The 22,582-nt window shown below is 71.0% G+C and carries 19 protein-coding genes; 15 read left to right on the top strand and 4 right to left on the bottom strand.

Annotated features, from left to right (window positions below; translation table 11 throughout):
- Positions 1-79 precede the first annotated feature (79 nt).
- Positions 80-703, bottom strand: a complete 624-nt coding sequence (locus Acy02nite_RS06280) for an ATP-dependent Clp protease proteolytic subunit (protein WP_203738818.1) — start codon at positions 701-703, stop codon at positions 80-82.
- 308 nt (positions 704-1,011) lie between these two features.
- Between Acy02nite_RS06280 and Acy02nite_RS06285 the strand changes: the two genes are divergently transcribed.
- Entirely contained in the window at positions 1,012-2,211 is a 1,200-nt protein-coding gene (locus Acy02nite_RS06285; protein WP_239174283.1) for a MinD/ParA family ATP-binding protein, read from the top strand.
- A gap of 96 nt (positions 2,212-2,307) precedes the next feature.
- Here Acy02nite_RS06285 and Acy02nite_RS06290 read toward each other — a convergent pair whose 3' ends face one another.
- On the bottom strand, positions 2,308-3,288 hold the full coding sequence (locus tag Acy02nite_RS06290; protein WP_203738819.1) for a zeta toxin family protein: 981 nt from the start codon (positions 3,286-3,288) through the stop codon (positions 2,308-2,310).
- A 29-nt stretch (positions 3,289-3,317) separates the two neighbouring features.
- Positions 3,318-3,575: a hypothetical protein gene (locus tag Acy02nite_RS06295; RefSeq protein WP_203738820.1), complete on the bottom strand. Its 258-nt coding sequence runs from the start codon at positions 3,573-3,575 to the stop codon at positions 3,318-3,320.
- A 276-nt stretch (positions 3,576-3,851) separates the two neighbouring features.
- Here Acy02nite_RS06295 and Acy02nite_RS06300 point away from each other — a divergent pair, with 276 nt between their 5' ends.
- From Acy02nite_RS06300 to Acy02nite_RS06345, 10 genes are all read left to right on the top strand, one after another.
- Positions 3,852-4,727: a hypothetical protein gene (locus Acy02nite_RS06300; protein ID WP_203738821.1), complete on the top strand. Its 876-nt coding sequence runs from the start codon at positions 3,852-3,854 to the stop codon at positions 4,725-4,727.
- A gap of 35 nt (positions 4,728-4,762) precedes the next feature.
- Complete coding sequence (locus tag Acy02nite_RS06305) at positions 4,763-5,074, top strand: hypothetical protein (protein ID WP_239174285.1); 312 nt, start codon at positions 4,763-4,765, stop codon at positions 5,072-5,074.
- Complete coding sequence (locus tag Acy02nite_RS06310; protein ID WP_203738822.1) at positions 5,071-5,907, top strand: hypothetical protein; 837 nt, start codon at positions 5,071-5,073, stop codon at positions 5,905-5,907. The genes Acy02nite_RS06305 and Acy02nite_RS06310 overlap by 4 nt, the downstream gene beginning before the upstream one ends.
- A complete protein-coding gene (locus Acy02nite_RS06315) occupies positions 5,900-7,393 on the top strand; it encodes an ICP22 family protein (protein WP_203738823.1) in 1,494 nt (497 codons plus the stop codon). Before Acy02nite_RS06310 ends, Acy02nite_RS06315 begins: the two co-directional genes overlap by 8 nt.
- Positions 7,390-8,934: an SCO6880 family protein gene (locus Acy02nite_RS06320; protein ID WP_239174287.1), complete on the top strand. Its 1,545-nt coding sequence runs from the start codon at positions 7,390-7,392 to the stop codon at positions 8,932-8,934. Before Acy02nite_RS06315 ends, Acy02nite_RS06320 begins: the two co-directional genes overlap by 4 nt.
- On the top strand, positions 8,934-10,460 hold the full coding sequence (locus Acy02nite_RS06325) for a putative type IV secretion/conjugal transfer ATPase (RefSeq protein ID WP_203738824.1): 1,527 nt from the start codon (positions 8,934-8,936) through the stop codon (positions 10,458-10,460). The genes Acy02nite_RS06320 and Acy02nite_RS06325 overlap by 1 nt, the downstream gene beginning before the upstream one ends.
- Positions 10,457-11,476, top strand: a complete 1,020-nt coding sequence (locus tag Acy02nite_RS06330) for a C40 family peptidase (RefSeq protein WP_203738825.1) — start codon at positions 10,457-10,459, stop codon at positions 11,474-11,476. The genes Acy02nite_RS06325 and Acy02nite_RS06330 overlap by 4 nt, the downstream gene beginning before the upstream one ends.
- A complete protein-coding gene (locus tag Acy02nite_RS06335; RefSeq protein ID WP_239174289.1) occupies positions 11,473-13,251 on the top strand; it encodes a type IV secretory system conjugative DNA transfer family protein in 1,779 nt (592 codons plus the stop codon). Before Acy02nite_RS06330 ends, Acy02nite_RS06335 begins: the two co-directional genes overlap by 4 nt.
- A gap of 144 nt (positions 13,252-13,395) precedes the next feature.
- Positions 13,396-13,908: a SigE family RNA polymerase sigma factor gene (locus tag Acy02nite_RS06340; RefSeq protein ID WP_203738826.1), complete on the top strand. Its 513-nt coding sequence runs from the start codon at positions 13,396-13,398 to the stop codon at positions 13,906-13,908.
- A gap of 20 nt (positions 13,909-13,928) precedes the next feature.
- Positions 13,929-14,636 (top strand): hypothetical protein, encoded by a 708-nt coding sequence (locus Acy02nite_RS06345; protein WP_203738827.1) that lies wholly within the window; start codon positions 13,929-13,931, stop codon positions 14,634-14,636.
- Positions 14,637-14,829: 193 nt separating this feature from the next.
- Here Acy02nite_RS06345 and rsgA read toward each other — a convergent pair whose 3' ends face one another.
- On the bottom strand, positions 14,830-15,861 hold the full coding sequence (rsgA, locus tag Acy02nite_RS06350; protein ID WP_203738828.1) for a ribosome small subunit-dependent GTPase A: 1,032 nt from the start codon (positions 15,859-15,861) through the stop codon (positions 14,830-14,832).
- 180 nt (positions 15,862-16,041) lie between these two features.
- Here rsgA and Acy02nite_RS06355 point away from each other — a divergent pair, with 180 nt between their 5' ends.
- The 4 genes from Acy02nite_RS06355 to uvrA all read left to right on the top strand — a co-directional run bounded on the left by Acy02nite_RS06355 (position 16,042) and on the right by uvrA (position 22,468).
- Positions 16,042-16,749: a maleylpyruvate isomerase family mycothiol-dependent enzyme gene (locus Acy02nite_RS06355; RefSeq protein ID WP_203738829.1), complete on the top strand. Its 708-nt coding sequence runs from the start codon at positions 16,042-16,044 to the stop codon at positions 16,747-16,749.
- Complete coding sequence (locus Acy02nite_RS06360) at positions 16,749-17,375, top strand: MBL fold metallo-hydrolase (protein WP_203738830.1); 627 nt, start codon at positions 16,749-16,751, stop codon at positions 17,373-17,375. Before Acy02nite_RS06355 ends, Acy02nite_RS06360 begins: the two co-directional genes overlap by 1 nt.
- A gap of 134 nt (positions 17,376-17,509) precedes the next feature.
- Entirely contained in the window at positions 17,510-19,306 is a 1,797-nt protein-coding gene (locus Acy02nite_RS06365) for a glycosyltransferase family protein (RefSeq protein WP_203738831.1), read from the top strand.
- 192 nt (positions 19,307-19,498) lie between these two features.
- Complete coding sequence (uvrA, locus tag Acy02nite_RS06370) at positions 19,499-22,468, top strand: excinuclease ABC subunit UvrA (RefSeq protein WP_203738832.1); 2,970 nt, start codon at positions 19,499-19,501, stop codon at positions 22,466-22,468.
- Positions 22,469-22,582 lie beyond the last annotated feature (114 nt).

Consider the following 22,582-nt stretch of genomic DNA (forward strand, 5'->3'; position numbering starts at 1 on the left):
TTCTCCAGGACGGCCCCGGGCTTCAGCTCGGGGCCGTTCCCGTTTCCAGGATCACATTCGTGACGATTGCGAGCCGCGGTCAGCGGGCCTTCGGGGTCACGACCTCGTCCAGGAGGCCGTAGTCCAGGGCTTCGGCGGCGCTCAGGGAACGACCGGCGGAAAGGTCGTCCTCCACCCGGCTGCGAGGCTTGCCTGTGACCTCGGCCAGCCGGACCACGATCTCCTCCAGCTCGCGGAGGTGCTGGCCGGCCGCGGCCGCGACCTCGTCGGCCGTTCCGGTGACACCGGCCGCCCGGGGCTCGGTCAGCCGGAAACGGGCGTGCCGATAGGCGGCCCGCCGGTCCGCCGCGGCCAGGACCGCCAGCGCGGCGCCGCCCGCCTCGGCCGTCACCAGGGAGTGCACCGGCGAGACCAGCGCGTCGATCACGTCGACCACCGCGAGCGCCGCGCTCAGATCCCCGCCGGGACAGGCCACGTGCAACTGGATGGGGGCCTGGCCGGCCGCGTCGAGAGTGAGCAGCGCCGCCGAGATGGAGGTCGACGCCTCCGCGGTCAACTGGCCACGCAGCATCACGATGCGCTGGTCGAAGAGCCGCTCCTCGAGCCAGCCCGGGAACGTCGGACCGCCCGGTGGCAGATCGAACGGCGCGGACGGCTGCTGCGGCGGGAAACCCCACCGGGACGGGTCATGTCGCAGATTCACGGGCGCCTCCGCTGGTCACGGCCTGTGCCGCCAGCGTACGCGGGAAATCTGCCGATGACGGGGAGCGGCCGGGTGTGGCCCTTCCGTGGACCCCACCACTCGGTCCTCGTCTCCCTGCGGTGATCGGCAGGACGCGGCCCGGCCGGTCGGCCATGGGTTCCGGGTGCGTCCTGCGGGGCCCAGGGTGCCCGCGCGATGGTGCCGATCCACATAAGATCGCTTGTCGGCGATTGTTGATCGACGCTTCGGATCGATGCGAGTCCGGTGGACTGAACCCTCGCATCACACCCCTTTGTCGGAGGCAAACAATGTCAAGCACTGGCACAGACTTCTGGGCAGCCGACGGCGACGACGAGGAAGCCGGCATCCGGCCCACCCCGCGCAGCGAGGTGGAGCCACAAGGGCCGGCAGCTACCGCCGCCGGCCCGGGCGAACCGCTCCCCGCGCCGCGGCCTTCCCCCGCGCCGCGACCGTGGCCCGCGCCGCGACCGTCACCGACGCCGCACCCCGCCCCGGCGCAGGACGCGGTGCCGGCGCCGGAGGCCGCCCCGGCCGCACCCGCGCCGGCGCCGGCGCCACCGACCCTCGAGGACCTGCTCGCGGATCGACCGGCGCCGCCGACGGGGCCGGCCATGATCGGCTGGCGGGCGGCCGTCCGCCGGGCGACGGGAGGCCTGGTCTCGCTGCGGCCGGGGGAGGAGGAGATGCGCCACCGCACCGCTGTGGCGTCGGTGCAGCGCAGCCTGCGCGGTCCCAAGACGATTGTCGTGGTGAACCCGAAGGGCGGTGCCCACAAGACCACGGCCACGTTGCTCACCGCCGCCACGTTCGGCGTCCATCGGGGTGGGTACGTGCTGGCCTGGGACAACAACGAGACGAGAGGAACTCTCGGCTGGCGGGCGGTCGCGGCCCGGCACACCAACACGGCCGTCAATCTGCTGCACGATCTGGAGCGCTTCGCCGACGTGCGCAGCGCCCGGGTGGGAGACCTGGACAACTACGTCCGATCGCAGGGCAGCGCCCAGTTCGACGTCCTGGCCTCGGACGAGGACTCCGCGTCGGCGGCCAGCATCGACGCCGACGCGTTCGGCGCACTGCACCGCACCCTGTCCCGCTTCTACCGGATCACGGTGATCGACACCGGCAACAACATGCGGGCCAGCAACTGGCAGGCGGCGATCGACGCCGCGGACCAGTTGCTCATCGTCTCCACGGTGCGGGAGGACACGTCGCAGAGTGCGGCGTGGATGGCCGACGCGCTGAACAAGTCCGATCGCGGCGACCTGGTCGCCAACGCGGTCACGGTTCTCGCCGACCCGGCCGACACCGTCGACAAGGAGTTGCGCAAGCGGCTGCACCGGCACTTCGGAGCTCTCACCCGCGCGGTTCTCGACGTGCCGCACGACCCGGCCCTGGTCGCCGGTGGTCCGATCGCGTACGACGCGCTCGCCCCGGCCACCCGCCGCGCCTGGCTGCAGGTCGCCGCGGCTGTCGCCGAAGGGCTCTGAGCACGGGGCCCGGCCGTCGGGCCGGGCCAGCTGTGCCGGCCGGCGAGGTCCGGGTTCCTCGAACAGGGCGGCTCTGCTGACGACGTGGCGGACGCCTCAGTCGCCGAGTTCGGGGTCGCTGTGGTGGGCTTCGCGGGTCGGCTCCCGGTCGTCCTGCTCGACGTCGATGCCGTACGGCTTCGCCAGCTCGGCCGCGGCCTTCTCGTACAGCTGCTGGGTGCCCGGGTCGGCGCCGAGCTGCCGGCTCGCGGCCACCGCGTTCTGGGCGAACCGTTCCACCTGCTGGGTCAGGTCCGGTGGCAACGATCCCTGCAGGCCGGTCGCGGTTCCGGCGAACCACTGGGCATTGGCGAGCAGGTTCTCTTCCCTGGTCCGCTGAAGGGCCTCGGAGGCGGCCGGCGGGTGCTCCCATTCGCCGTCGACGAGACGGTTGACGTACGCCTGGTGCCCGCCGCGGTCGTAGACGTAGACGGCGTCAGCGAGTTTCCCGGTCTCGATGTGCTCCACGGTGCCCGAAAGGCCTTCGTAGGCGCCCTCACGAACGTCCTCCGGCACGTAACGGCCGAATCCCTCACGCTCACGGGCATCCTGATACCGCTTGATCACGCTGAGTTCGCTGTGAGTCTGGTGCACGCCGATCGCCGCCACCTCGACGTTGTACCCGGCTTCACGGAACCGCTGGATCTGCCGCTCGCCGCTCTGCGGGTCGCCGAACGTCGCGCTCACGACGACGTCGGCGCGCTGCTGGATGCAGGTGTCGATCGCCATGTCCAGCCAGCGACGGGCATCGGCGTGCATGTGCGAGGAGGCTGTCCGGTCGTCCAGCCTCGAGAGCAGTTCATAGTCCGGGTGATAGGTCCGCAGGTCATCCGCATCGAGGCCGACGGCATCGGTCAAGTGGAGAGCCGCGCGTAATATCTGCTCGGATTTGGACTTGCCGGCGCCGGGCTGACCGGTCACGAAAAGCACTGTGGGATTGCTGCTGGCCTCAGCCTCCAGCCGCTCCGGAACGATGTCCTCTCTGAAGATCTGTTCGGCGAGATCGTCGGGCAGCTTGTAGGTTCCAGCCTCGGGCATTCCGGTCACGTTTCGTTCGAGTCGGGACGTCAGCTCGAGGTGAGCTTCGCGAACTGCTTGGGCAGCTCGTCGGCGAGCTCGGCCAGGCGTTCATCGGTCGGGGAGATCTCCCGCAGCAGACGTGCGTAGCGGCGCCGTTCGGCACGCAGGTACTCGGCGCGCTCCGGCGTGGCAAGGGGGATGCGGGAGCTGCACACGCCCATCAGCGAGAGGAGGCTCTCGCGGACGTTGTCGAACTGATCCTGCTGGTCCGGGGTTCCGAAGTTCAGGTCACCAGGGTTGGCCATCGGCTTCTCTCCCGCCGTCGTGGTCACAATGGATCTACATTCTTACTGTTCAGGTGGCGCCCACGCGACCCCGATCCGGTCGGGCTCGAAGCGGCGGCCGTGATCCTCCGATGAGGAGTTCGTCACGTGGACGGTCGCTTGTGAATACTCACCGCCGTCAACCGAGCAGATCAGCTATGGTCTTGAGTCTTGACGACAGAGTGATCCACATGCGCGAATTCGGGGAGGCGCGATGCTCTGGCCGCGAGGCTTTTCTGCATACCCAGGAACCGTGCGATGGCACAACCGGTGACGGATGCCCGGGCCGCGGTGCCCCTTCCAGAACCGACGCCGTCTCCGGAATACCTCGGCACCGTCGTGCTGGTCTTCGGAGCTCAACCACAGTCCGGTACGTCGGGGGTGGCCCTGGCGATGGCCGACGTCGCGGCGGCAGCCGGGCTCGCGGTCCAGTTGATCGACAGCGCGGATCCGGCACGTACGGGTCTGGCCGGCGTCTGCCACACCGAAGGTCCCGCCGTTCCGGGCGGCCCCGGAGGTTTCCTCATCAGGAAGGGAACCCGCCGCGTCGGCTCGGGCTCGGTACGGGTCCTGCGGCTCGCGGCGGGCGCGCGGCCGCCGCGTCTTGATCAGATCCCCCGGCCGGTCGACTGGGCCTTGGCCTCGGCGCCCTTCCGGGCCCAGCTCACGGTGGTCGACGCCGGGTTCGACATGTGGACCGCGATGTCGCCGGAAAGCGGCATGGGGCCGCTGCTCTGGTCCGGTCTCGACACCGTGGTGGTGCGCCCGGTGCTGGTCATGAAGGGGTCGTGGCCGTCGGCGTCGGCGGCCGAGGTGATCCTGCACCGCTACAACGTCGGCGTCGAGAAGATCGGCTGCGCCCCGGTGGAGCGGGTCGTGGTGACCGGCGCTCAGGCGTGGCCGGAGCATGTCCGGGCGTCGATGGGGCGGTGGCTCGACGCTCAGGCCGACAACGCGATCTTCCTGCCGCATGACGCCGGTGTCGCCGTCGACGGCTGGACCAGCGAGGCGACTCCACCCGAGTTCGCCGCTCCCGCGGCCGCGGTGCTGCGGACGCTCGGCCCGCCCTTCACCGAGGCGCTGCCCGTCCCGGAGCCGTCGCGGCGGTCCTGGCGGCGCTCCCGCTCGTCCTGACCAGTATCTGTCCTGTTCCAGGGGAGGAACCCTCCGTGTCCGTACTGCACTCCGTCCTTGACCAGCTGTCGTCGCTGCCGTTGGCCGACACCCCGGACAACCCGGCGCCGAAGGCTCCTCCGGGCGCCGAGAAGCCGATCAACCAGCTCATGGGCTATCTGAAATGGGGTGTGCTGGCCGTCATCATCGCCGCCGGATTCGTCGGCGCCGGGGCGATCGCCGGTGGCCGGATCTTCGCCAACCACGGAGCGTCGAAGGTCGGCGTCGGCATCCTGCTCAGCGCGCTCGGCGGCGCTGTGGTCTTCGTCGGTGTCTACTCGATCATCACGGCGATCACCAACGGATGACCACGCCAGTGAACCAAAGGAAGCGAAACCTCGCCGTCGCGGTTCTGGTGGTCGCGGTAGGGGTCGTGCTGCTGCTCGTGGTCGCCGGCGGGATGCTGGTGCTCCGGGCGCTGACCGACGACGACAAGGATCAGCCGGTCGCCGCGGGTCCCACCGTGTCGGCGGCCGTGCCGGCGCCGGCGGCAGTGCCGGCGACGGCCACCGGGTCCGTGCGGGAGCAGCAGGACGCGCTGGCCGAAGAACCCATGTTCAAGTTGCCCCCGTCTGCCGTGGAACCGCAGCCGCTGGTGGCGGAGACCGCAGGCCCGACGATCGTTCTCCCGAAAGCGGCGCAGACCGTCGTGGTGGGTGGTCCGCCGGTGGCCACGGGTTTCCCCCAGACACCGGAGGGGGCGCTGGCGCAGCTCGCGGCCATCGAGGAGTCGGCACTGTCCTCGACGGACCTGCAGCGGATCGAGGAGATCTACCGGTGGGCCGCCGCGCCGGGAGCTGTGGAACTGCGTCAATGGCACCCGTATTCCGGCATCTCCACGTTCCTGGAACATGTGGGTGACTCCGGCGCCGGGCGGACCGTCAGCGCCTCGTACCAGGTGGTGCAAGGCCAGATCAAGGGGCAGGTGGGCGGCGACTTCGTGGTGGCCTGTGTCCTGGGAGAGTTCGCCGCCACCCTGACCGTCACCGAGCGGGGCGGGTTCGGCGACTGCCAGCGCATGAGCTGGAACGACGGCCGCTGGTGGATCGGGGCTGGTTCCCAGCCCGCCCAGGCGCCGATGGCCTGGCCGGGCAGTGCCGACGCGGTGCGCGCCGGGTGGCGGGTGGTCAGCCGTGGGTAACGGAGGGTTTTTCGGCTGGGCCGGTGACAAGGTCGGCGAATTCGCCGAGGACGCCTTCAACAGCGCCATGAAAGCCTTGTGGAACGCCTCGATCGAGATCCTGAAGGCCGTCTTCGGGTTCATCGACCGCTACACCACGCCGCAGGTCAGCGGTGACAACAGCGCGTACCTCGGCCTGCTGCCCATGACCATCTGGATCGGCCTGGTCGTGCTGATCGCGATGACGTTCGTGCAGATCGGCAAAGCGGTCCTGGCCGGCGGCCGCGGCTTCGCCCGCATCCTCATCGGCCTGGTCCAGTACGCGTTCATCACGGCGTCGGGCCTCGGCATCCTCGCCGCGATGGTCGAGGCCACCAATGCGCTGACGACGGCCATCCTCAAGTCGGCCAACCTGAGCAACTGGGAGGGCCTCGCCGGGCGGAGCTCAGCGTGGGCAGATGGGGTACAGGGCCTGTCGGGTGTGGTCCTGGGTCTGGTCGCGCTGCTGTTGGTCATCCCGGCCTCGCTCGGATTCGCCATCGAGGCCGTTGCACGATTCGCCGGCATCCTGATCCTGGGCGCCACGATCGCGATCCTCGCGGCAGGTCTGGTCTCGGAGAGCGCGAAGCAGATGTTCTGGACCGGGCTGCGCTGGATGCTGGCCCTGCTGTTCATGACACCGGCCACGGCCTTCGCCGTCGTCATCGGCGAGAATCTCGCCATCGCCGCCGCCGGTGGCCACGGGCAGAACACGGACGCCGGGCACGCCATCGCCGGAGCACTGGTCTCCGGCATCGTGCTGATCATCGCCTTGGCCTGCCCCATGGCCCTGTTCAAGTTGTTCGCGTTCGTCGACCCCAACAGCCTTTCCGGAGCCGGCGTGCGCGCCTTCGTGTCCGGCGGCGGGAGCGGTGGCCGTAGCGCTCAGGGCGGCAGCGCCGACAGTTCGGAGGGCGGCGCCGAGGAGGCCGGCGAGGGCCGCTTCGCCCAGGCGATGTCCGCTCTCGGCCCGGTCGGTGCGGCGATGGGCGCGCTCAGCTCGATGGGGCCGGATCTGGCCGCCAAGGGCAGCGGCATCCTCGACGTGGCGGGAGCCGGGCATCCCGGCGGCCCCGACAGCCAGAACGGCTCCTCGAAGGGCCGGTCCGGCGGCGACCCGAGCAAGTCCGGCGACGACAACAACAATGAGCCCGGTGATGCCGGGGACTCCGGTGCCGGCCCCTCCGCGGACAGCGGATCCGGTGCCGTCGCCGACGACGGTGGTTCCCCGTCCACGGCCGGCGGCAGCGCGGGCACGGCACCGGCGGGGGAGAGCAGCGCCCCGGTGCCGGCCCCGGCCGGGGGTTCGGCGAGCGAGCCGTCAGCGGGCAGCCCGGCGGCGCCGCCCCAGGTGCCGGACGGTGGTGGTGAACCGCCGGCTGCCGGCGGTGGCGGAGGTTCGGCCGGTGGCAGCGGTGGCAGCGCCGGCGCCGCCGGCGCGGCGGAGACCGCGGCGGTGGCGCTGTGAGCGTGAACGCCGTCAGTGAGCAGCGGCGCGACCGCCTGTACTCGGGCTGGCGCCGTGAGCGGTTCGGCTGGTTCCTGGGCCTGACCGGGCCTCAGCTGATCCTGTGCGGGATCGTCGCGCTACCCGTGCTGCTGGCCATCGGCCGCAGCCGCTGGCTGCTCACCTTGGAGCTGATTCCGATCGCCTCGGTGGCCATCGCCCTGGTGGTGGTGCCGATCCGGGGCCGGCCGGCGGTCCGCTGGCTGACCGATGTCTGCATGTACGCCTGGGGGAAGGCAATGGGTTGGTCACAATGGCGGTCGAAGGCCGCCACCGGGTCGGCGACCACGGAGGAGCTGAGGCAGCCGGACCTGCCGGGGGTGCTGGCCGGTCTGCGGATGCACGACGGACCGCCGTTCGGGCCCACGCTGCAACGGGTCTGCGTGCTGCAGGACTCCGTGGCCGGCCGGTGGGCGGCCGTCGCCCGCATCACGCATCCCGGGCTGGGCGCGGCGGACGCGGAGACCCGCAACCACTACGCCGATCAGCTGGGGGCGCTGCTGGCGTCCGCGGCCCGCGGCGAGCAGATCTCCCGGGTGTCGTTCGTGGTTCGCACGGTCCCTGACGACGGCGCGCACCGCGCGGCATGGCTGGCCGACAACCGGTGGGCGCACGCCCCGGCGGTGGTGACGCAGATCAGCGCGCAGTTGGAGAACGCGGTCACCTCCGCCGCGGTCCGGCACGAGGTCTACGTGACGATCGCCGTCGACGAGCGCAAGATCCGCCGGCAGGCGGCCCAGGCAGGTGGCGGGGTCGTCGGCCGTGCCCGGGTGCTCTACCGGCATCTGCAGGAGATGGAGGGTCACCTGCGCGGGATGGGCGCGACCAGCGTGGAGTGGCTGCACACCGAGGACGTCGCCGGGGCGATCCGCACCGGGTACAACCCGGCTGACGCCGCGACGCTGGAACGTGCCCGTCAGGAGCAGGCACGCAACCGGCCCACCACGACGGGGGTCCCGCCGGGCGCGGCCGGCCCGGTCAACGCGCCGGCTCCGCCCGCCCGGTCGTACGTCCACGATGCCTGGACCACGGTCTCGTACGCGCTGATGCTGCCGGACCTGCCGACCCGGGTCGGTGCGATGGCGCAGCTGCTGGCCCCGTCGACACCGGGGGAGCGGCGCACGCTGGCGCTGCACTACGAGCCGCAGAACCCGCAGAAGGCCTCCAAGGAGGTGGAGCGCGACATCTGGACGGCGGAGATGGCCGAGGACGTCCGCAGGAAACGGGGCTTCCGGGTGTCGCGGGAACAACGGCGCCGTTCGGCCGAGGTCGCCTCCCACGAGTCGCAGCTGGCCGCGGGGCACACGATGGTGCGGGTCGCGGGGGCCGCCGCCGTCACGGTGCCCTCGACCTGGCCGGCCGAGGATCATGCGGCGACCTTCGAGGCCGCCGTGCGGGCGTGCCACTTCCGGCCGCTGCGGCTGGAGCTGGCGCAGGACACCGGCTTCGTGGCCGCCTGCCTGCCGCTGGGCATCGGTCTGCCGGACCGGAGCGCGGCGTGATGGCGAGATCTTCCAGGAGTGACGCCGGACGGTCACTGGCCGAGCTGCTCGGCGAGCACGGCGGCCGGCTTCCGGCCGCCGCCGCCGCGCCGGAGCAGGTGGGGCGACGCGCCGAATACGACCTGATCCGGCCGGCGGCGCCGGCTCGCGGCCACCGGCAGCGCGGTTTCGGCTGGTCGCCGATCCCGGCGCCGCTGACGGCCTATCGGGCCTCCACGGCCGAGATCGGCGGGGTCTTCCCGCTGCTGACGGCCAACGGGCTGCCGCCCACCGGTGCGCTGCTCGGCTACGACAGCCTCACCTCCGGCGGTTTCTACTGCGACCCCATCGGGTGGCTGCTGGACGGTGTCGTCACCAACCCCAACATGATCTTCTTCGGCAAGCCCGGCGCCGGGAAGTCGACCACGATCAAGGCGTTCCTGCTCCGGATGATGATGTTCGGAGCCCGCACCCTGGTCGCCGGCGACGTCAAGGGCGAGTACGAGAAGGTCTGCACGGCGGTCGGGGTCCAGCCGATCGCGCTGGGCCTCGGTCTCGGGGCCCGGATCAACCCGCTGGATCTCGGCCCGCTGGGACAGGGCTGGGGAACGCTGCCGGTGGAGGAGCGCCGGACGCGCGCGTCACTGATCTTCGCCCGCTGGGTGGTGCTCCTCAAGGCGCTGGTCGGTGCCCGGGGTGTGCCGGTCACTCCGGCCGACGAGAACGCGATGTCCACCGTGCTGGCGGAGCTGTCCGGCTGGTCCCGTGGCGAGGGGCACCTCACCACGGTCACCATCCCCCAGGTCCACGACATGCTGGCCCGACCCACCGAGGAACTGGCCCGGCAATGCCGGTACGCGACCACCCAGCAGATGATCGACGAGACCCGGCAGGTGACCGACGCGCTCGGCTCGCTCGTACGCGGCGCGCTGGCGGGGCTCTTCGACGACTTCACCAACATCAACCTGGATTGGAACGCCCCGATCCAGTCGCTGTCGTTGCAACGGCTCGACGATCTGGGCGACGAGGTCGTGGGTATCGCCCTGGCCTGTGTCAACAGCTGGTCGCGGGCGCAGACCGACATGCGGCGCCCCGGTGAGATCACCATCGTGGTCCGTGACGAGGTCTGGCGCCAGATGCGCCTCGGCGTCGGCGCGGTGCAGTCGCTCGACGCCGACCTGCGGCTGAGCCGCAACGACGGCGAGATCCAGGTGATCATCGCGCACAAGCCGTCCGACCTGCTGTCGGTCGGGGCGGCCGGCAGCCAGGAAGTCACCATCGCCCGCGACATGATGGCGCTCTGCGACACGAAGGTGATGTTCGCGCAGGACCCCGGCATCGCCGACGAGCTCTCGGAGCTGGTGGGCCTGGGCGACATCGCGCGGGACTGGGTGTCGGGCTGGGCACGGCAGCGCCACGGGCGAGCCGTCTGGAAGGTCGGCGATCGTCTCTTCAAGGTGACGACGGTGCGGACGCCGGTGGAGATTCCCCTGCTGGACACCAACACCGCCCTGGTCGCCGAGACCGCGAAGGCGCCGGTGCCATGAGCAGGGGCGCCCGCAACCTTCTCCTCGTCGTCGTGCTCGGCATCCTGCTCAGCCCCGGGGTGATCGTCCTGATCGCGTCCGCGGCGGTGGCCGGCATCGCCAATCCGTGCGGGGCTCCGAGCGAGGCCGCGGAGCAGGTCGAGGGCACGGACCTCAGCGGTGAGCAGCTGGCCAACGCCGAGCTGATCGTCGGGGTCGTCAAGGACGAGAAGTTGCCGGCCCGCGCCGCGGTGATCTCGCTGGCCACCTCGATGCAGGAGTCGAGCCTGGTCAACAACCTCCGGCAGCTCGACCACGACTCGATCGGCCTGTTCCAGCAGCGGGTCTCCATCTACGGCGCGGACGTGGCCGGCAACCCGGTCAGATCCACCAAGGCCTTCCTGGCCAAGCTGGTGAAACAGCCGGACTGGCAGACCCGGCCACTGACCGAGGTGGCCGCCGACGTGCAGATTCCCCGGGCAGACCTGCGCGGGGAGTACGCCAAGTGGGAGCAGCTGGCGACCACGCTGACCCAGCGGTTCCTGCCCGGGTCGACGACGACCTGCGCCGATGGGCCGGGTGCGGGGCTCGACGACGGAGCAGCCGGCCTCCCGGACGGCTACCAACTGCCGACGGACGCCCAGCAGCGCACGGCCGTGTCGTTCGCGCTGGCTCAGCTGGGGGAGCGGTACGTGTTCGGTGCCAACGGCCCCGACACCTGGGACTGCTCCAGCCTCATGCAGGGATCCTGGGCGGCCGCGGGCGTGGCCATTCCCCGGGTGACGTACGAGCAGGTCAAATCCGGCGTCGCGGTGCCGGGACTGTCGGCGATGCAACCCGGCGACCTGGTGTTCATCCCGGGCAGCCTCGGCTCGGCCACCAACCCCCGGCACGTCGGCATGTACATCGGCACCGACAGCAAGGGCGAGCAGTGGCTGGTCCAGGCACCGAAGACGGGCGACGTGGTGAAGACGAGCAAGGTCAGTAGCTGGGCCAGGAAGATCGTGAGCATTCGCCGACCGGTGGACAAGTCATGAGCCGCGGCAAGGGCCCGGCGGCCGGGGGCGGCTCGATGGTCGCGGAGCTGCTGATCATCGGGGTGGGCGGTTTCCTGATCGTTCTCGCCGGCGCCCTGTGGGTGCCGGTGGCCCTCGCCCGGCCGCCGGGCTACGACAACCAGAATCCGATCGAGGTTCCGGTGGGGCTGGCACGTGGCCAGATCGACTGGTCGCTCGCGTGCACGCTCATCGCGGCCGGTGAGCTGGTGCTGCTCACCCTTCTGGTCATCGCCGGGATCGGGGGCTGGAGTGCCTGGCGGCGGCGCCGCACCCGGGTGGATCACGCCGCGTCGCGGATGGGCCGCGGCCGCGAGGTCGACGGGATCACCGCCGGGACGGTCGCGCGGAACGCCCGCCGGCTGCGGCCGAGCCTGCACGACGAGCGGCGGGTCTCCGACACCGACGCCGGCGTGGTGATCGGTGACGCGGTCACCGGCGGCCGGCCGCTGCTGCAGTCCTGGGAGGACATGGCGGTCGACATCTGGGGGCCGCGGACGGGCAAGACGACAGCGCGGGCGATTCCCGCCATCGTGGACGCTCCCGGTCCGGTCCTGGTGACCTCGGTCAAGGGTGACGTGGTCGACGCCACCCGTGACGTGCGCGCCGAGGTCGGCGACGTCTGGGTCTTCGACCCGCAGGGGATGCTCGACGGCGCGGAACCCGGGTGGTGGTGGAATCCGCTGACCGGGGTCGGCACCATCACCGCGGCCCGGCGGCTGGCCTCGCACTTCGCCGCCGCGGAACGCAACGAGGGCGACAAGGGCGACGCGTACTTCGACACCGCCGGTGAGGAACTCGTCGCGTGCCTGCTGCTGGCGGCCGCCGCGTCGCGGGTGCCGTCGCTGATGATGGCGTACCGCTGGCTGATGAGACCCGACGACGAGCTGCCGATCCAGGTGCTGCGCCGGGCCGGGCACGACCTGTCCGCGGACAGCCTGGCGGGCGTCAAGGCGTTGCCGGAGCGTACTCGCGGCTCGGTCTACGCCGTCGCGCGCAAGATGATGATGTCGCTCGCCGAACCATCGGTCACCCGCTGGGTCACCCCGCAGCCGGGAGAGCGCCCGCGGTTCGACACCGAGCAGTTCGTCACGTCACGCGACACGCTGTACCTGTTGTCGGCCGGTGGCGCCGGGTCCCCGGCGGCGCTGATCGCCGCGTTCACCGACGCGGTGCTGCTGGCCGGGGAACGAGCCTCCGCCCGGATGCCGGGCCGGCGCCTGGATCCTCCGTTGCTCGGCGTGCTGGACGAGTGCGCGAACATCGTGAAGATCAAGAATCTGCCGGATCTCTACAGCCACTTCGGCAGCAGAGGGCTGTCGCTGATCGGCATCTTCCAGTCGCCGGGCCAGATCGAGGCCGTCTGGGGAGAGGAGGGCCTGCGCAAGCTGTGGAGCGCCGCGAACATCATCACCTACGGCGGCGGGGTCAAGGACGATCAGTGGCTCGAGGGCCTCAGCCGGCTGATCGGCGAGCACGACGTCGACGTGCGTTCCAAGACCCAGGACAGCCGGTCGCTGTGGAGCTCCTCGACCCAGGTCCAGCCCCAGCGGCGCCGCATCCTGGAGGTCGCCGACCTGGCGGCCCTGCCGCGCGGCCGCATGGTCGTGCTCGCCTCCGGCGCCCCGGCGGTGCTGGCCCGCACCCGCCCCTGGCAGCAGGGCCCGCACGCGGACGCGATCCGCGCCTCGCTGCGCCGGTGGGAGCCGGGCGCCGCCCCGGGGATCACGGAGCCCCCCGCCTCGCCCCAGCAGTAGGCCCGGGCAGTCCCAGCAGGAGGAACGTGCACGGGATGGGTACTCTCCGCCGCCGGTCGAGCCATACTCCGGATTGCCGGCGTCGTTCATGCAACCCGATGCGGGCGGCGGTCGTCAGGGAGGTGTGACAGCGAAGGAGGACTCGTGAGAAGCGAGCGCGACGAGCAGTTCCACCGCTTCGTGGTGTCCCGGAGACCCGGCCTGGTGCGCACCGCCACTCTGCTGACGGCGGGCGACGCCCACCTGGCGGAGGATCTGGTGCAGTCGGTCCTGACCAAGCTCTACGTGGCCTGGCCGGCGTTCCAGCGGGCGGACAATCCGGACGGCTACCTGCGCCGGGTGCTGGTCAACGCGTTGACCGACGAACGGCGGCGCTGGTGGCGACGGCGCGAGGAGACGATGGCAGACGTGCCGGACCTTCCCGCGGCGGAACCGGCGAGGGACGGGGAGACGGCGGCCGGGCTGCGCGCGGCCCTGAAGCAGTTGCCTCCGCGGATGCGGGCGGCGCTGGTCTTCCGCTACTTCTACGACCTCGACATCGCTGACACCGCCGACGCCCTCGGATGCTCCGAGGGAACGGTGAAGAGCCAGACCGCCCGGGCCCTCGACCGGCTCCGCGTGGTCATCGGCCAGAACCCCTCGTTCGCCAACCGCTGAACCCCACAGAGAGCATGACGATGACGAATCTTCGTGACCAGCTCGCCGACCTCGCCGGGTCGCCGGGCACCCCCACCGTCGAGCAGGCCGACGCCGACCTGGCCCGCGGCCGCACCGCCCTGCGCCGCCGCCGGCTGGTGCAGGGCGCCACCGGCTCCGCCTTCGCGGTCGCCGCCGTCGCCGCGGCCTTCGTGTTCACCACCACCTCCGGGCCGGCCACCGGCACCGGCCCGCTGGCCGGCGGCACCAAGCCCGCCGCGACCGCCACCACTGCCACGTCCGGCTCGTTCTCCCTGGTCGCCTACACCGGGAAGCAGCCGGCCGGCTTCTCCATCGACAAGGTTCCGGCCGGCTGGGAGGTGCAGGGCATCTCCGAGTCGGCGCTGACCCTGGCCCCGAAGGGCGCCAAGCCCCGGAACAGCGCCGAACCGCAGGGCAACGAGGCCGACACCGACCCGAACAGCTTCGTCGGCAAGGTCGTCGTGATGCTGCAGTCCGCCGACGAGCAGGGCACGCCGGCCGGCGAGAAGGTCAAGGTCGGTGACGCGACCGGCACCCTGGTCAAGAAGCAGGGCGACACCGATGGCCGCACGCTGTACCTGCCGCAGGCCAACGGCATCAACGTGCAGGTCCAGGTCTGGGACGGGATCGGCTGGTCGGCCGACGAGATCGTCAGCTTCGCCGAGGGCATCCACGTGAACCCGAACGCCAAGCAGGGCCGGGGCTGACCTCGTAACACCGACGGGAACACCGGATCCGGGCGCGCCAATCGCCCGGATCCGGCGTGCGTCAACCTTTACCAGGCCGATCCAAGACGATGTCGCGGTACGGCGTGAGCGGGCCGGCCGCCGCTGTCCCAGGATCGCGTCGCCGTACGGCGGGGGCGGACCCACCCCGTACGGGAAACGCGGCTCTTGAACCTCAGTGCTGACGGCGGCGCGGGGCCGTGGCCATGCGCACCGATCGACGCCGGCTCTCCACCGCGACCTCGCGATGCAGTTTGCGCCAGCTCGCCAGCCGTCGCTGCGTGAGCGACCCGTCGGCGAGCGCGGCCTGCACCGCGCACTCCGGCTCGGACTCGTGCCGGCAGTTGTCGAAGCGACAGTGCCCGGCCAGCTCGATCACGTCGGCGAACGCCCGGTCGAGCCCGGAATCCGTGTCCAGCAGGCCGACGCCCCGGATGCCCGGGGTGTCGATCACGCTCCCGCCGCCGGCAACCGTGACCAGCTGACGGAACGCCGTGGTGTGCCGCCCCTTGCCGTCCGCGTCGCGGATCGTCTGCACGGGCATCACCGACGTCCCGGCGAGGGCGTTCGCCAGCGTCGATTTGCCCGCGCCGGACCGGCCGAGCAGGGCCAGCGTGCGGCCCGGCGTCACGAGCTCGCGGAGCTGGTCCAGGCCGGCGCCGGTCGGCACGCTGACCGGGATCACCGGCACGTCCGGGGCCAGCGCGGCGAGTTGCCGCGCGATCGCTGCGGGGTCTCTCGTGGTGTCGCTCTTGGTGAGCACCAGCACCGGGTCGGCGCCGGACTCCCAGGCGAGGGCGAGGAGCCGTTCGACACGGGCGTCGTTCGGCTCGGGGAAGATCGGCTCGACCACCGCGACGGTGTCCATGTTCGCGGCGAGCACCTGACCGGAGGAGTCCTTGTCGGCGGTGCGGCGGATCAGTGTGGTGCGTCGTGGCAGCACCAGTTCGAGGGTGACCCGGCGGTCGGGCCAGTTGCGCAGCACCGCCCAGTCGCCGGAGCACGGCAGCAGGGACGGGTCGCGGGCGGCCTCGAGCAGCGCGTTCCCGCCCAGGCCGGCGCGGGTCACGCCGTCGGCGGTCAGCACGGTGCTGACGCCACGATCGGCGCGCAGCACCCGCCCGGGGACGGTGTCGGAACGGTCATAGGGACGGAACGAGGATGCGAAGAGCTCGTCCCAGCCGAGCTGGGACAGGTCGTACGACATTTCGGAACCCTTTACGGTCGAGAAGTGGGGGCGGAGGCCCCCGGGTGAAGGGACGCGACAACGACGACAAGCACGTGCCTCACCTCCTCCGCGGGTTCTTCTGGCGGCGCGTCTCGAGATCCGACGGTACGGTTCGTGCCCAGCCCCGCGAAAGTGAATTCCACGGCTAGTGTTCTCGGTGTGACGATCGATCCGCTGGTCCTGATGACCGACGTGGACCAGGCCACCGAAACCCTGCTCCGAGCCCTCGAGGAGCTGGACGGCGCCGTGATCGGCGAGCCGTCGGCGCTGCCCGGCTGGACTGTCGGGCACGTGCTCACCCACCTCGCCCGCAACGCCGAGGCGTACACGAATCTGCTGATCTGGGCGCGGACCGGGGCCGAGACCCCGGCGTACGCGTCCCGCGAGGCGCGGGACGCGGCGATCGAGGAGGGCGCGGGGCGTCCGCTGGCCGAGCAGATCGCCGACCTCCGGGCCGCGCACGAGCGCTTCGCCGACGCGGCGGCGGCGATGCCGGCGGCCGCCTGGACGTTCCGCTATCCGTCGATCGTGCCGTCCGCGGCCGTGGTGCCGTGGGCGCGGCTGCGCGAGGTCGAGGTGCACCACGTCGACCTGGGCCGGGGGTACACCCCGGCGGACTGGTCGGACGCGTTCGCGCTGCGCCTGCTCCGCGAGATCGCCGGTGACCCGCCCGCGTCCGCGCCGGCCATGGTGCTGCGCCCGGCCGGGGTGGAGCACCCGATCACGATCGGCACGCCCGCCGGGAACACCCCGGCGATCGGCGGCCCGACCCGGTCGATCGCGGCGTGGCTGGCCGGCCGCGCCGACGGCGCCGACCTGACCGTCTCGCCCGACGGCGAGCTGCCCCAGCCTGCGAGGTGGAAGTGATGGCCCCGGAATACACGCGTGACCTGGGCGGCGGGCTCACGCTGACCAAGGTGTCGGTCGGCCCGATGGACAACAACGCCTACCTGCTGAGCACCGGCGTCGAGCAGCTGCTGATCGACGCTGCGAACGAGGCCCCGGTGCTGCTCGACCTGATCGGCGACACCGGCCTGCGGACCGTGGTCACCACCCACCAGCACCAGGACCACTGGCTCGCGCTGGACGAGGTGGTGGCCGCGACCGGCGCCGAGTCGCTGGCCCACACGGCGGACGCCGGCCCGCTGCCGGTGGTGACCCGCAAGCTGCACGACGGCGACCGGGTCGAGATCGGCGGGCACAGCCTGGAGGTGATCCACGTCGTCGGGCACACCCCGGGGTCGGTGGTCCTGGCCTACCAGGAGCCGGGCGGGGGCCGCGTGCACCTGTTCACCGGCGACAGCCTGTTCCCCGGTGGCGTCGGCAACACCCGCGGCGTGAAGGAGAACTTCGCGTCGCTGATCTCCGACGTCGAGCGCAAGCTGTTCGACCGCTTCCCGGACGACACGGTCTTCTACCCGGGCCACGGCAAGGACTCGACCCTCGGCGCCGAACGGCCGCACCTTTCCGAGTGGCGTGCACGGGGCTGGTGACAACGAAACCATAACGACCTATCTCCCGTACGGCGTGAGACAGCTCACGTCGTACGGGAAACTGGTGTTTTATGCGGACAGCGAGGCCTCGGGGCTTTGGGAGAAACTGGCATCGCTCTGGCAGAATCCGCCCGGTGCGTGCGGCGGAAGAAATGGTGCAGGAGCGGGACGAGACGGTCGTCCCCGAGGTCCGGAGCGAGTTCACCGGCTGGAGGCGTTTCGACCTCTGGGTGCTGCTGAGCTTCGCGGTTCTGGCCGTGTGGGTGATGCTCCGGTTGTGGGCCCACCCGAACAGCCGGGTCCTGTTCGGCAACCGGGACGACCACGGCATCTTCCTGTTCATGCTGGCGCACGGTGAGCGCGTGGTCTTCGACGGCGCCTCGCTGTTCTACGAGACCCATCTGAACGCGCCGGTCGGCGTGAACATGATGGCGAACACCGCGATCCTGCTGCTCAGCCTGCCGATGGCGCCGATCACACACTTCTTCGGCGCCGGTGTCTCGGTGGTCTTCCTGATCAGCTTCGGCCTGGCCGGGACAGCCGCGGCGTGGTACTGGCTGTTTGCCCGGCACCTGGTCCGCAACCGGTGGGCCGCCGTGATCGGCGCCGCCTGGTGCGGCTTCGCGCCGGCGATGATCTCGCACGCCAACGGCCACGTGAACTTCGTCAATCAGTACCTGGTGCCGTTCATCGTCTGGCAGGTGCTGCGGCTGCGTGAGCCGGGCCGGGCGGTTCGCGGCGGGCTGATCCTCGGCGCGCTGATCGTGCTGCAGGTCTTCCTCAACGAGGAGACGCTGCTGTTCATCGCGCTGACGTTCACGGCCTTCGTGATCGCGTACGCGGTGATGCGCCGGGACGAGGTGCGCGAGGTGGCCAAGCGGTTCGTCGGCGGGCTCGCGGTCGCCGCCGGGTTCTCGCTGGCGCTGCTGGCGTACCCGTTGTGGTACCAGTTCTTCGCCCGCGGCAGCTACCAGGGCCAGCCGTTCGCGCCGGACACGATCGTCATGGACCTGCTGTCGCTCCCGGCCTTCTCGCGGGACTCGCTCGCCGGGATCGGCCCGGTCGCCGAGCGCCTGAGCCTGAGCGCGACCGAGGACAACCTGTTCTTCGGCCCGTTCGGCCTTGTCATGATCATCGTCGCGATGCGGATGCTCTGGCACTCGGTGGCGGCCCGCGCCGCGGCGATCGCCGGGCTGGTGCTGCTGGTCTTCTCGCTGGGCCCCAGCCTGCAGTTCGCCGGCTTCCGCACCTCGATCCCGCTGCCGTTCGCGCTGGTCCAGCACCTGCCGGTGATCGACCTGGTGAGTGTCAGCCGGTTCGGGATGGTGCCGGCCACGATCGCCGGCATCCTGCTGGCGCTGGCCGCCGACCGGATCCGGGAGTACGCGCCGGAGCGCCGCCGCAAGTTCTGGATCGGCATGGCGCTCGCGCTCGTCCCGCTGATCCCGAAGCCGCTGCCGGTCGTGCAGGACGAGCCGATCCCGCCGTTCATCTCCGCCGGGATGTGGAAGCAGTACGTGCCGGAGGGCCGGACGCTGGTGACGGTGCCGCTGCCCGAGGTGACCTACGGGCGGACCGGGCAGCGCTGGGCGACCCTGCAGAACCTGGACTACGCGACTCCTGGCGGCTACTTCATGGGCCCGGAGAACCCGCCCGAGAGCACCAGAGGGTCGTGGCGCGCGCCGGCTACCTACACCAACGACCTGCTGGTCAAGGCGCAGCTGCGCGGGAAGCGCCCGGGCCTGACCGATGCCGATCGCGAGCGGGTCCGCAAGGACTTCGCGTACTGGAAGGCGTCGGTCGTCGTGCTGGTGCCGAACGTGAAGAACGAGCGGGTGCTGCGGGCCTTCCTGGCCGACGCGTTCCAGGCCCCGCCGAAGCGGGTCGGTGGCGTCTACATCTGGGTGCTGGACGCTCACTCGCAGGGGTGAGGTTCCGGGGTCCGTTCTGCGGGAATGTCCGTCAGGTGCGAGGCGCTGTACCTGGGCCGACGAAAATGTCGTACCCCGTCGCTAGGGTCGCGTCGGCAGAACTGACCCCGGAGTGGCGAGTCGTCATTGGCACACTTGTACGGACTAGAGTGGCGACTCGACTTCTCAAACACCTGTACGGAGAGGCTAGTAGTGGCCGACCGACTGACTATTCGTGGCGCCCGCGAGCACAACCTGCGTGACGTCAATCTCGACCTGCCCCGTGACGCCATGATCGTCTTCACCGGCCTGTCCGGTTCGGGCAAGTCGAGTCTCGCGTTCGACACGATCTTCGCCGAGGGGCAGCGGCGGTACGTGGAGTCCCTGTCGTCGTACGCGCGGCAGTTCCTCGGTCAGATGGACAAGCCGGACGTCGACTTCATCGAGGGCCTCTCGCCGGCCGTCTCGATCGATCAGAAGTCGACGAACCGGAACCCGCGCTCGACCGTCGGCACGATCACCGAGGTCTACGACTACCTGCGGCTCCTCTTCGCCCGCACGGGCATCCCGCACTGCCCGGTCTGCGGCGAGCGGATCAGCAAGCAGACCCCGCAGCAGATCGTCGACCGGGTCCTGGCGATGCCCGAGGGCACCCGCTTCATGGTCCTGGCCCCGGTCGTCCGCGGCCGCAAGGGTGAGTATGTGGACCTGTTCGCCGAGCTCCAGGCCAAGGGCTATGCCCGCGCCCGGGTGAACGGCGTGGTCCACCAGCTCACCGAGCCGCCGAAGCTGAAGAAGCAGGAGAAGCACACCATCGAGGTGGTGGTGGACCGGCTCAGCGTCAAGGCGTCCAGCAAGCAGCGCCTCACCGACTCGGTGGAGTCCGCGCTCGGCCTGGCCAACGGCATCGTCCTGCTCGACTTCGTCGACCTGGCGGAGGACGACCCGGAGCGCGAGCGCCGCTTCTCCGAGCACCTGGCCTGCCCGAACGACCACCCCCTGGCGATCGAGGACCTCGAGCCGCGGGTGTTCTCCTTCAACGCGCCCTACGGCGCCTGCCCCGAGTGCACCGGCCTCGGGACGAAGAAGGAGGTCGACCCCGAGCTGATCATCCCGGACGAGGAGAAGAGCCTCGCCGAGGGCGCGATCCAGCCGTGGTCCGGCGGGACGACCCAGGAGTACTTCCTGCGGCTGCTGGAGGCGCTGGCCAAGGCCGAGGGCTTCAAGCTGGACACGCCGTGGCGGGCGCTGCCCAGCCGCGCGCAGAAGACGATCCTGCACGGCTCCGAGGACCAGGTCCACGTGCGCTACCGGAACAAGTACGGGCGGGAGCGCTCGTACTACACCGGCTTCGAGGGCGTGGTGCAGTGGATCGAGCGCCGGCACAACGACACCGAGAGCGACTGGTCGCGCGACAAGTATGAGGGGTACATGCGCGACGTGCCCTGCTCGGTCTGCGGCGGTGCCCGGCTCAAGCCCGAGGTGCTCGCGGTCACCGTGGCCGGCAAGAGCATCGCCGAGGTCTGCAACCTGTCCGTCGGCGAGTGCGCCGAGCTGCTCGCCGGCATCGAGCTCGACGACCGGCAGAAGATGATCGCCGAGCGGGTGCTCAAGGAGATCAACGCCCGGTTGCGCTTCCTGGTCGACGTCGGCCTGGACTACCTCTCGCTGGACCGTGGCGCCGGCACCCTCTCCGGCGGCGAGGCGCAGCGCATCCGGCTCGCCACCCAGATCGGGTCCGGCCTGGTCGGCGTGCTCTACGTGCTGGACGAGCCGTCGATCGGCCTGCACCAGCGGGACAACCACCGGCTCATCGAGACCCTGGTCCGGCTGCGGAACCTGGGCAACACGCTGATCGTGGTCGAGCACGACGAGGACACCATCCGCCAGGCGGACTGGATCGTGGACATCGGCCCGGGTGCCGGTGAGCACGGCGGGCACATCGTGCACAGCGGCACCGTCGAGGGCCTGCTCGCCAACGAGCAGTCCCCGACCGGGGCCTACCTGTCCGGCCGCAAGTCGATCCCGCTGCCGGCCACCCGCCGTCCGCAGACCCCGGGCCGTGAGGTCGTCGTGCACGGCGCCCGCGAGCACAACCTGCGCAACCTGACCGTCCCGTTCCCGCTGGGCCAGTTCATCGCGGTCACCGGGGTGAGCGGCTCGGGCAAGTCGACGCTGGTCAACGACATCCTGCACACCGTCATGGCGAACCAGATCAACGGCGCCCGCCAGGTGCCCGGCCGGCACACCAAGGTGACCGGCCTGGAGAACGTGGACAAGGTCGTCGGGGTGGACCAGTCGCCGATCGGGCGCACCCCGCGGTCGAACCCGGCCACCTACACCGGCGTCTTCGACCACGTCCGCAAGCTGTTCGCGGAGACGGCCGAGGCGAAGGTGCGCGGCTACGGCCCCGGCCGGTTCTCGTTCAACGTCAAGGGCGGCCGCTGCGAGAACTGCTCCGGCGACGGCACCATCAAGATCGAGATGAACTTCCTGCCGGACGTCTACGTCCCCTGCGAGGTCTGCAAGGGCGCGCGGTACAACCGGGAGACACTCGAGGTCCACTACAAGGGCAAGACCATCTCCGAGGTGCTGGAGATGCCGATCGAGGAGGCGGCCGAGTTCTTCTCGGCGCTGCCGGCGATCCACCGCCACCTGCGCACCCTGGTCGAGGTCGGCCTGGGCTACGTGCGGCTCGGCCAGCCCGCGACGACGCTCTCCGGTGGCGAGGCGCAGCGCGTCAAGCTCGCCTCCGAGCTGCAGAAACGTTCCACCGGCCGGACCGTCTACGTGCTCGACGAGCCGACCACGGGCCTGCACTTCGAGGACATCCGGAAGCTGCTGATGGTCCTCAACGGCCTGGTCGACAAAGGCAACACGGTCATCACGATCGAGCACAACCTCGACGTGATCAAGACCGCTGACTGGCTGATCGACATGGGCCCCGAGGGCGGTCACAAGGGCGGGCTGGTGCTCGCGACCGGCACGCCGGAGGAGCTCGCCGAGGTGCCGGAGAGCCACACCGGGCAGTTCCTGCGGCACATGCTCGGCCTGAAGGGCGACGGGTCCGGTGCACCGGCCGCTGTCACCCGGGCGGCGAAGGCCAACGGCGAGAAGCCGGCCGCGGCGAAGGCGGCGGCCAAGCCGAGGGCGACGCGCTCCAAGGCCAAGGCGACGGTCTAGAGCCTCAGGGGGTACGACGCCGGGCGGCGGACGTGGCTCAGCCACGTCCGCCGCGTCGTGCTGTCCTGCGCGGTGTCACGTGGTGCGGCCGGGCTTCGGCGTGGCCCCGGAGCG

This window comes from Actinoplanes cyaneus (assembly GCF_016862095.1).
Lineage (GTDB): Bacteria > Actinomycetota > Actinomycetes > Mycobacteriales > Micromonosporaceae > Actinoplanes > Actinoplanes cyaneus.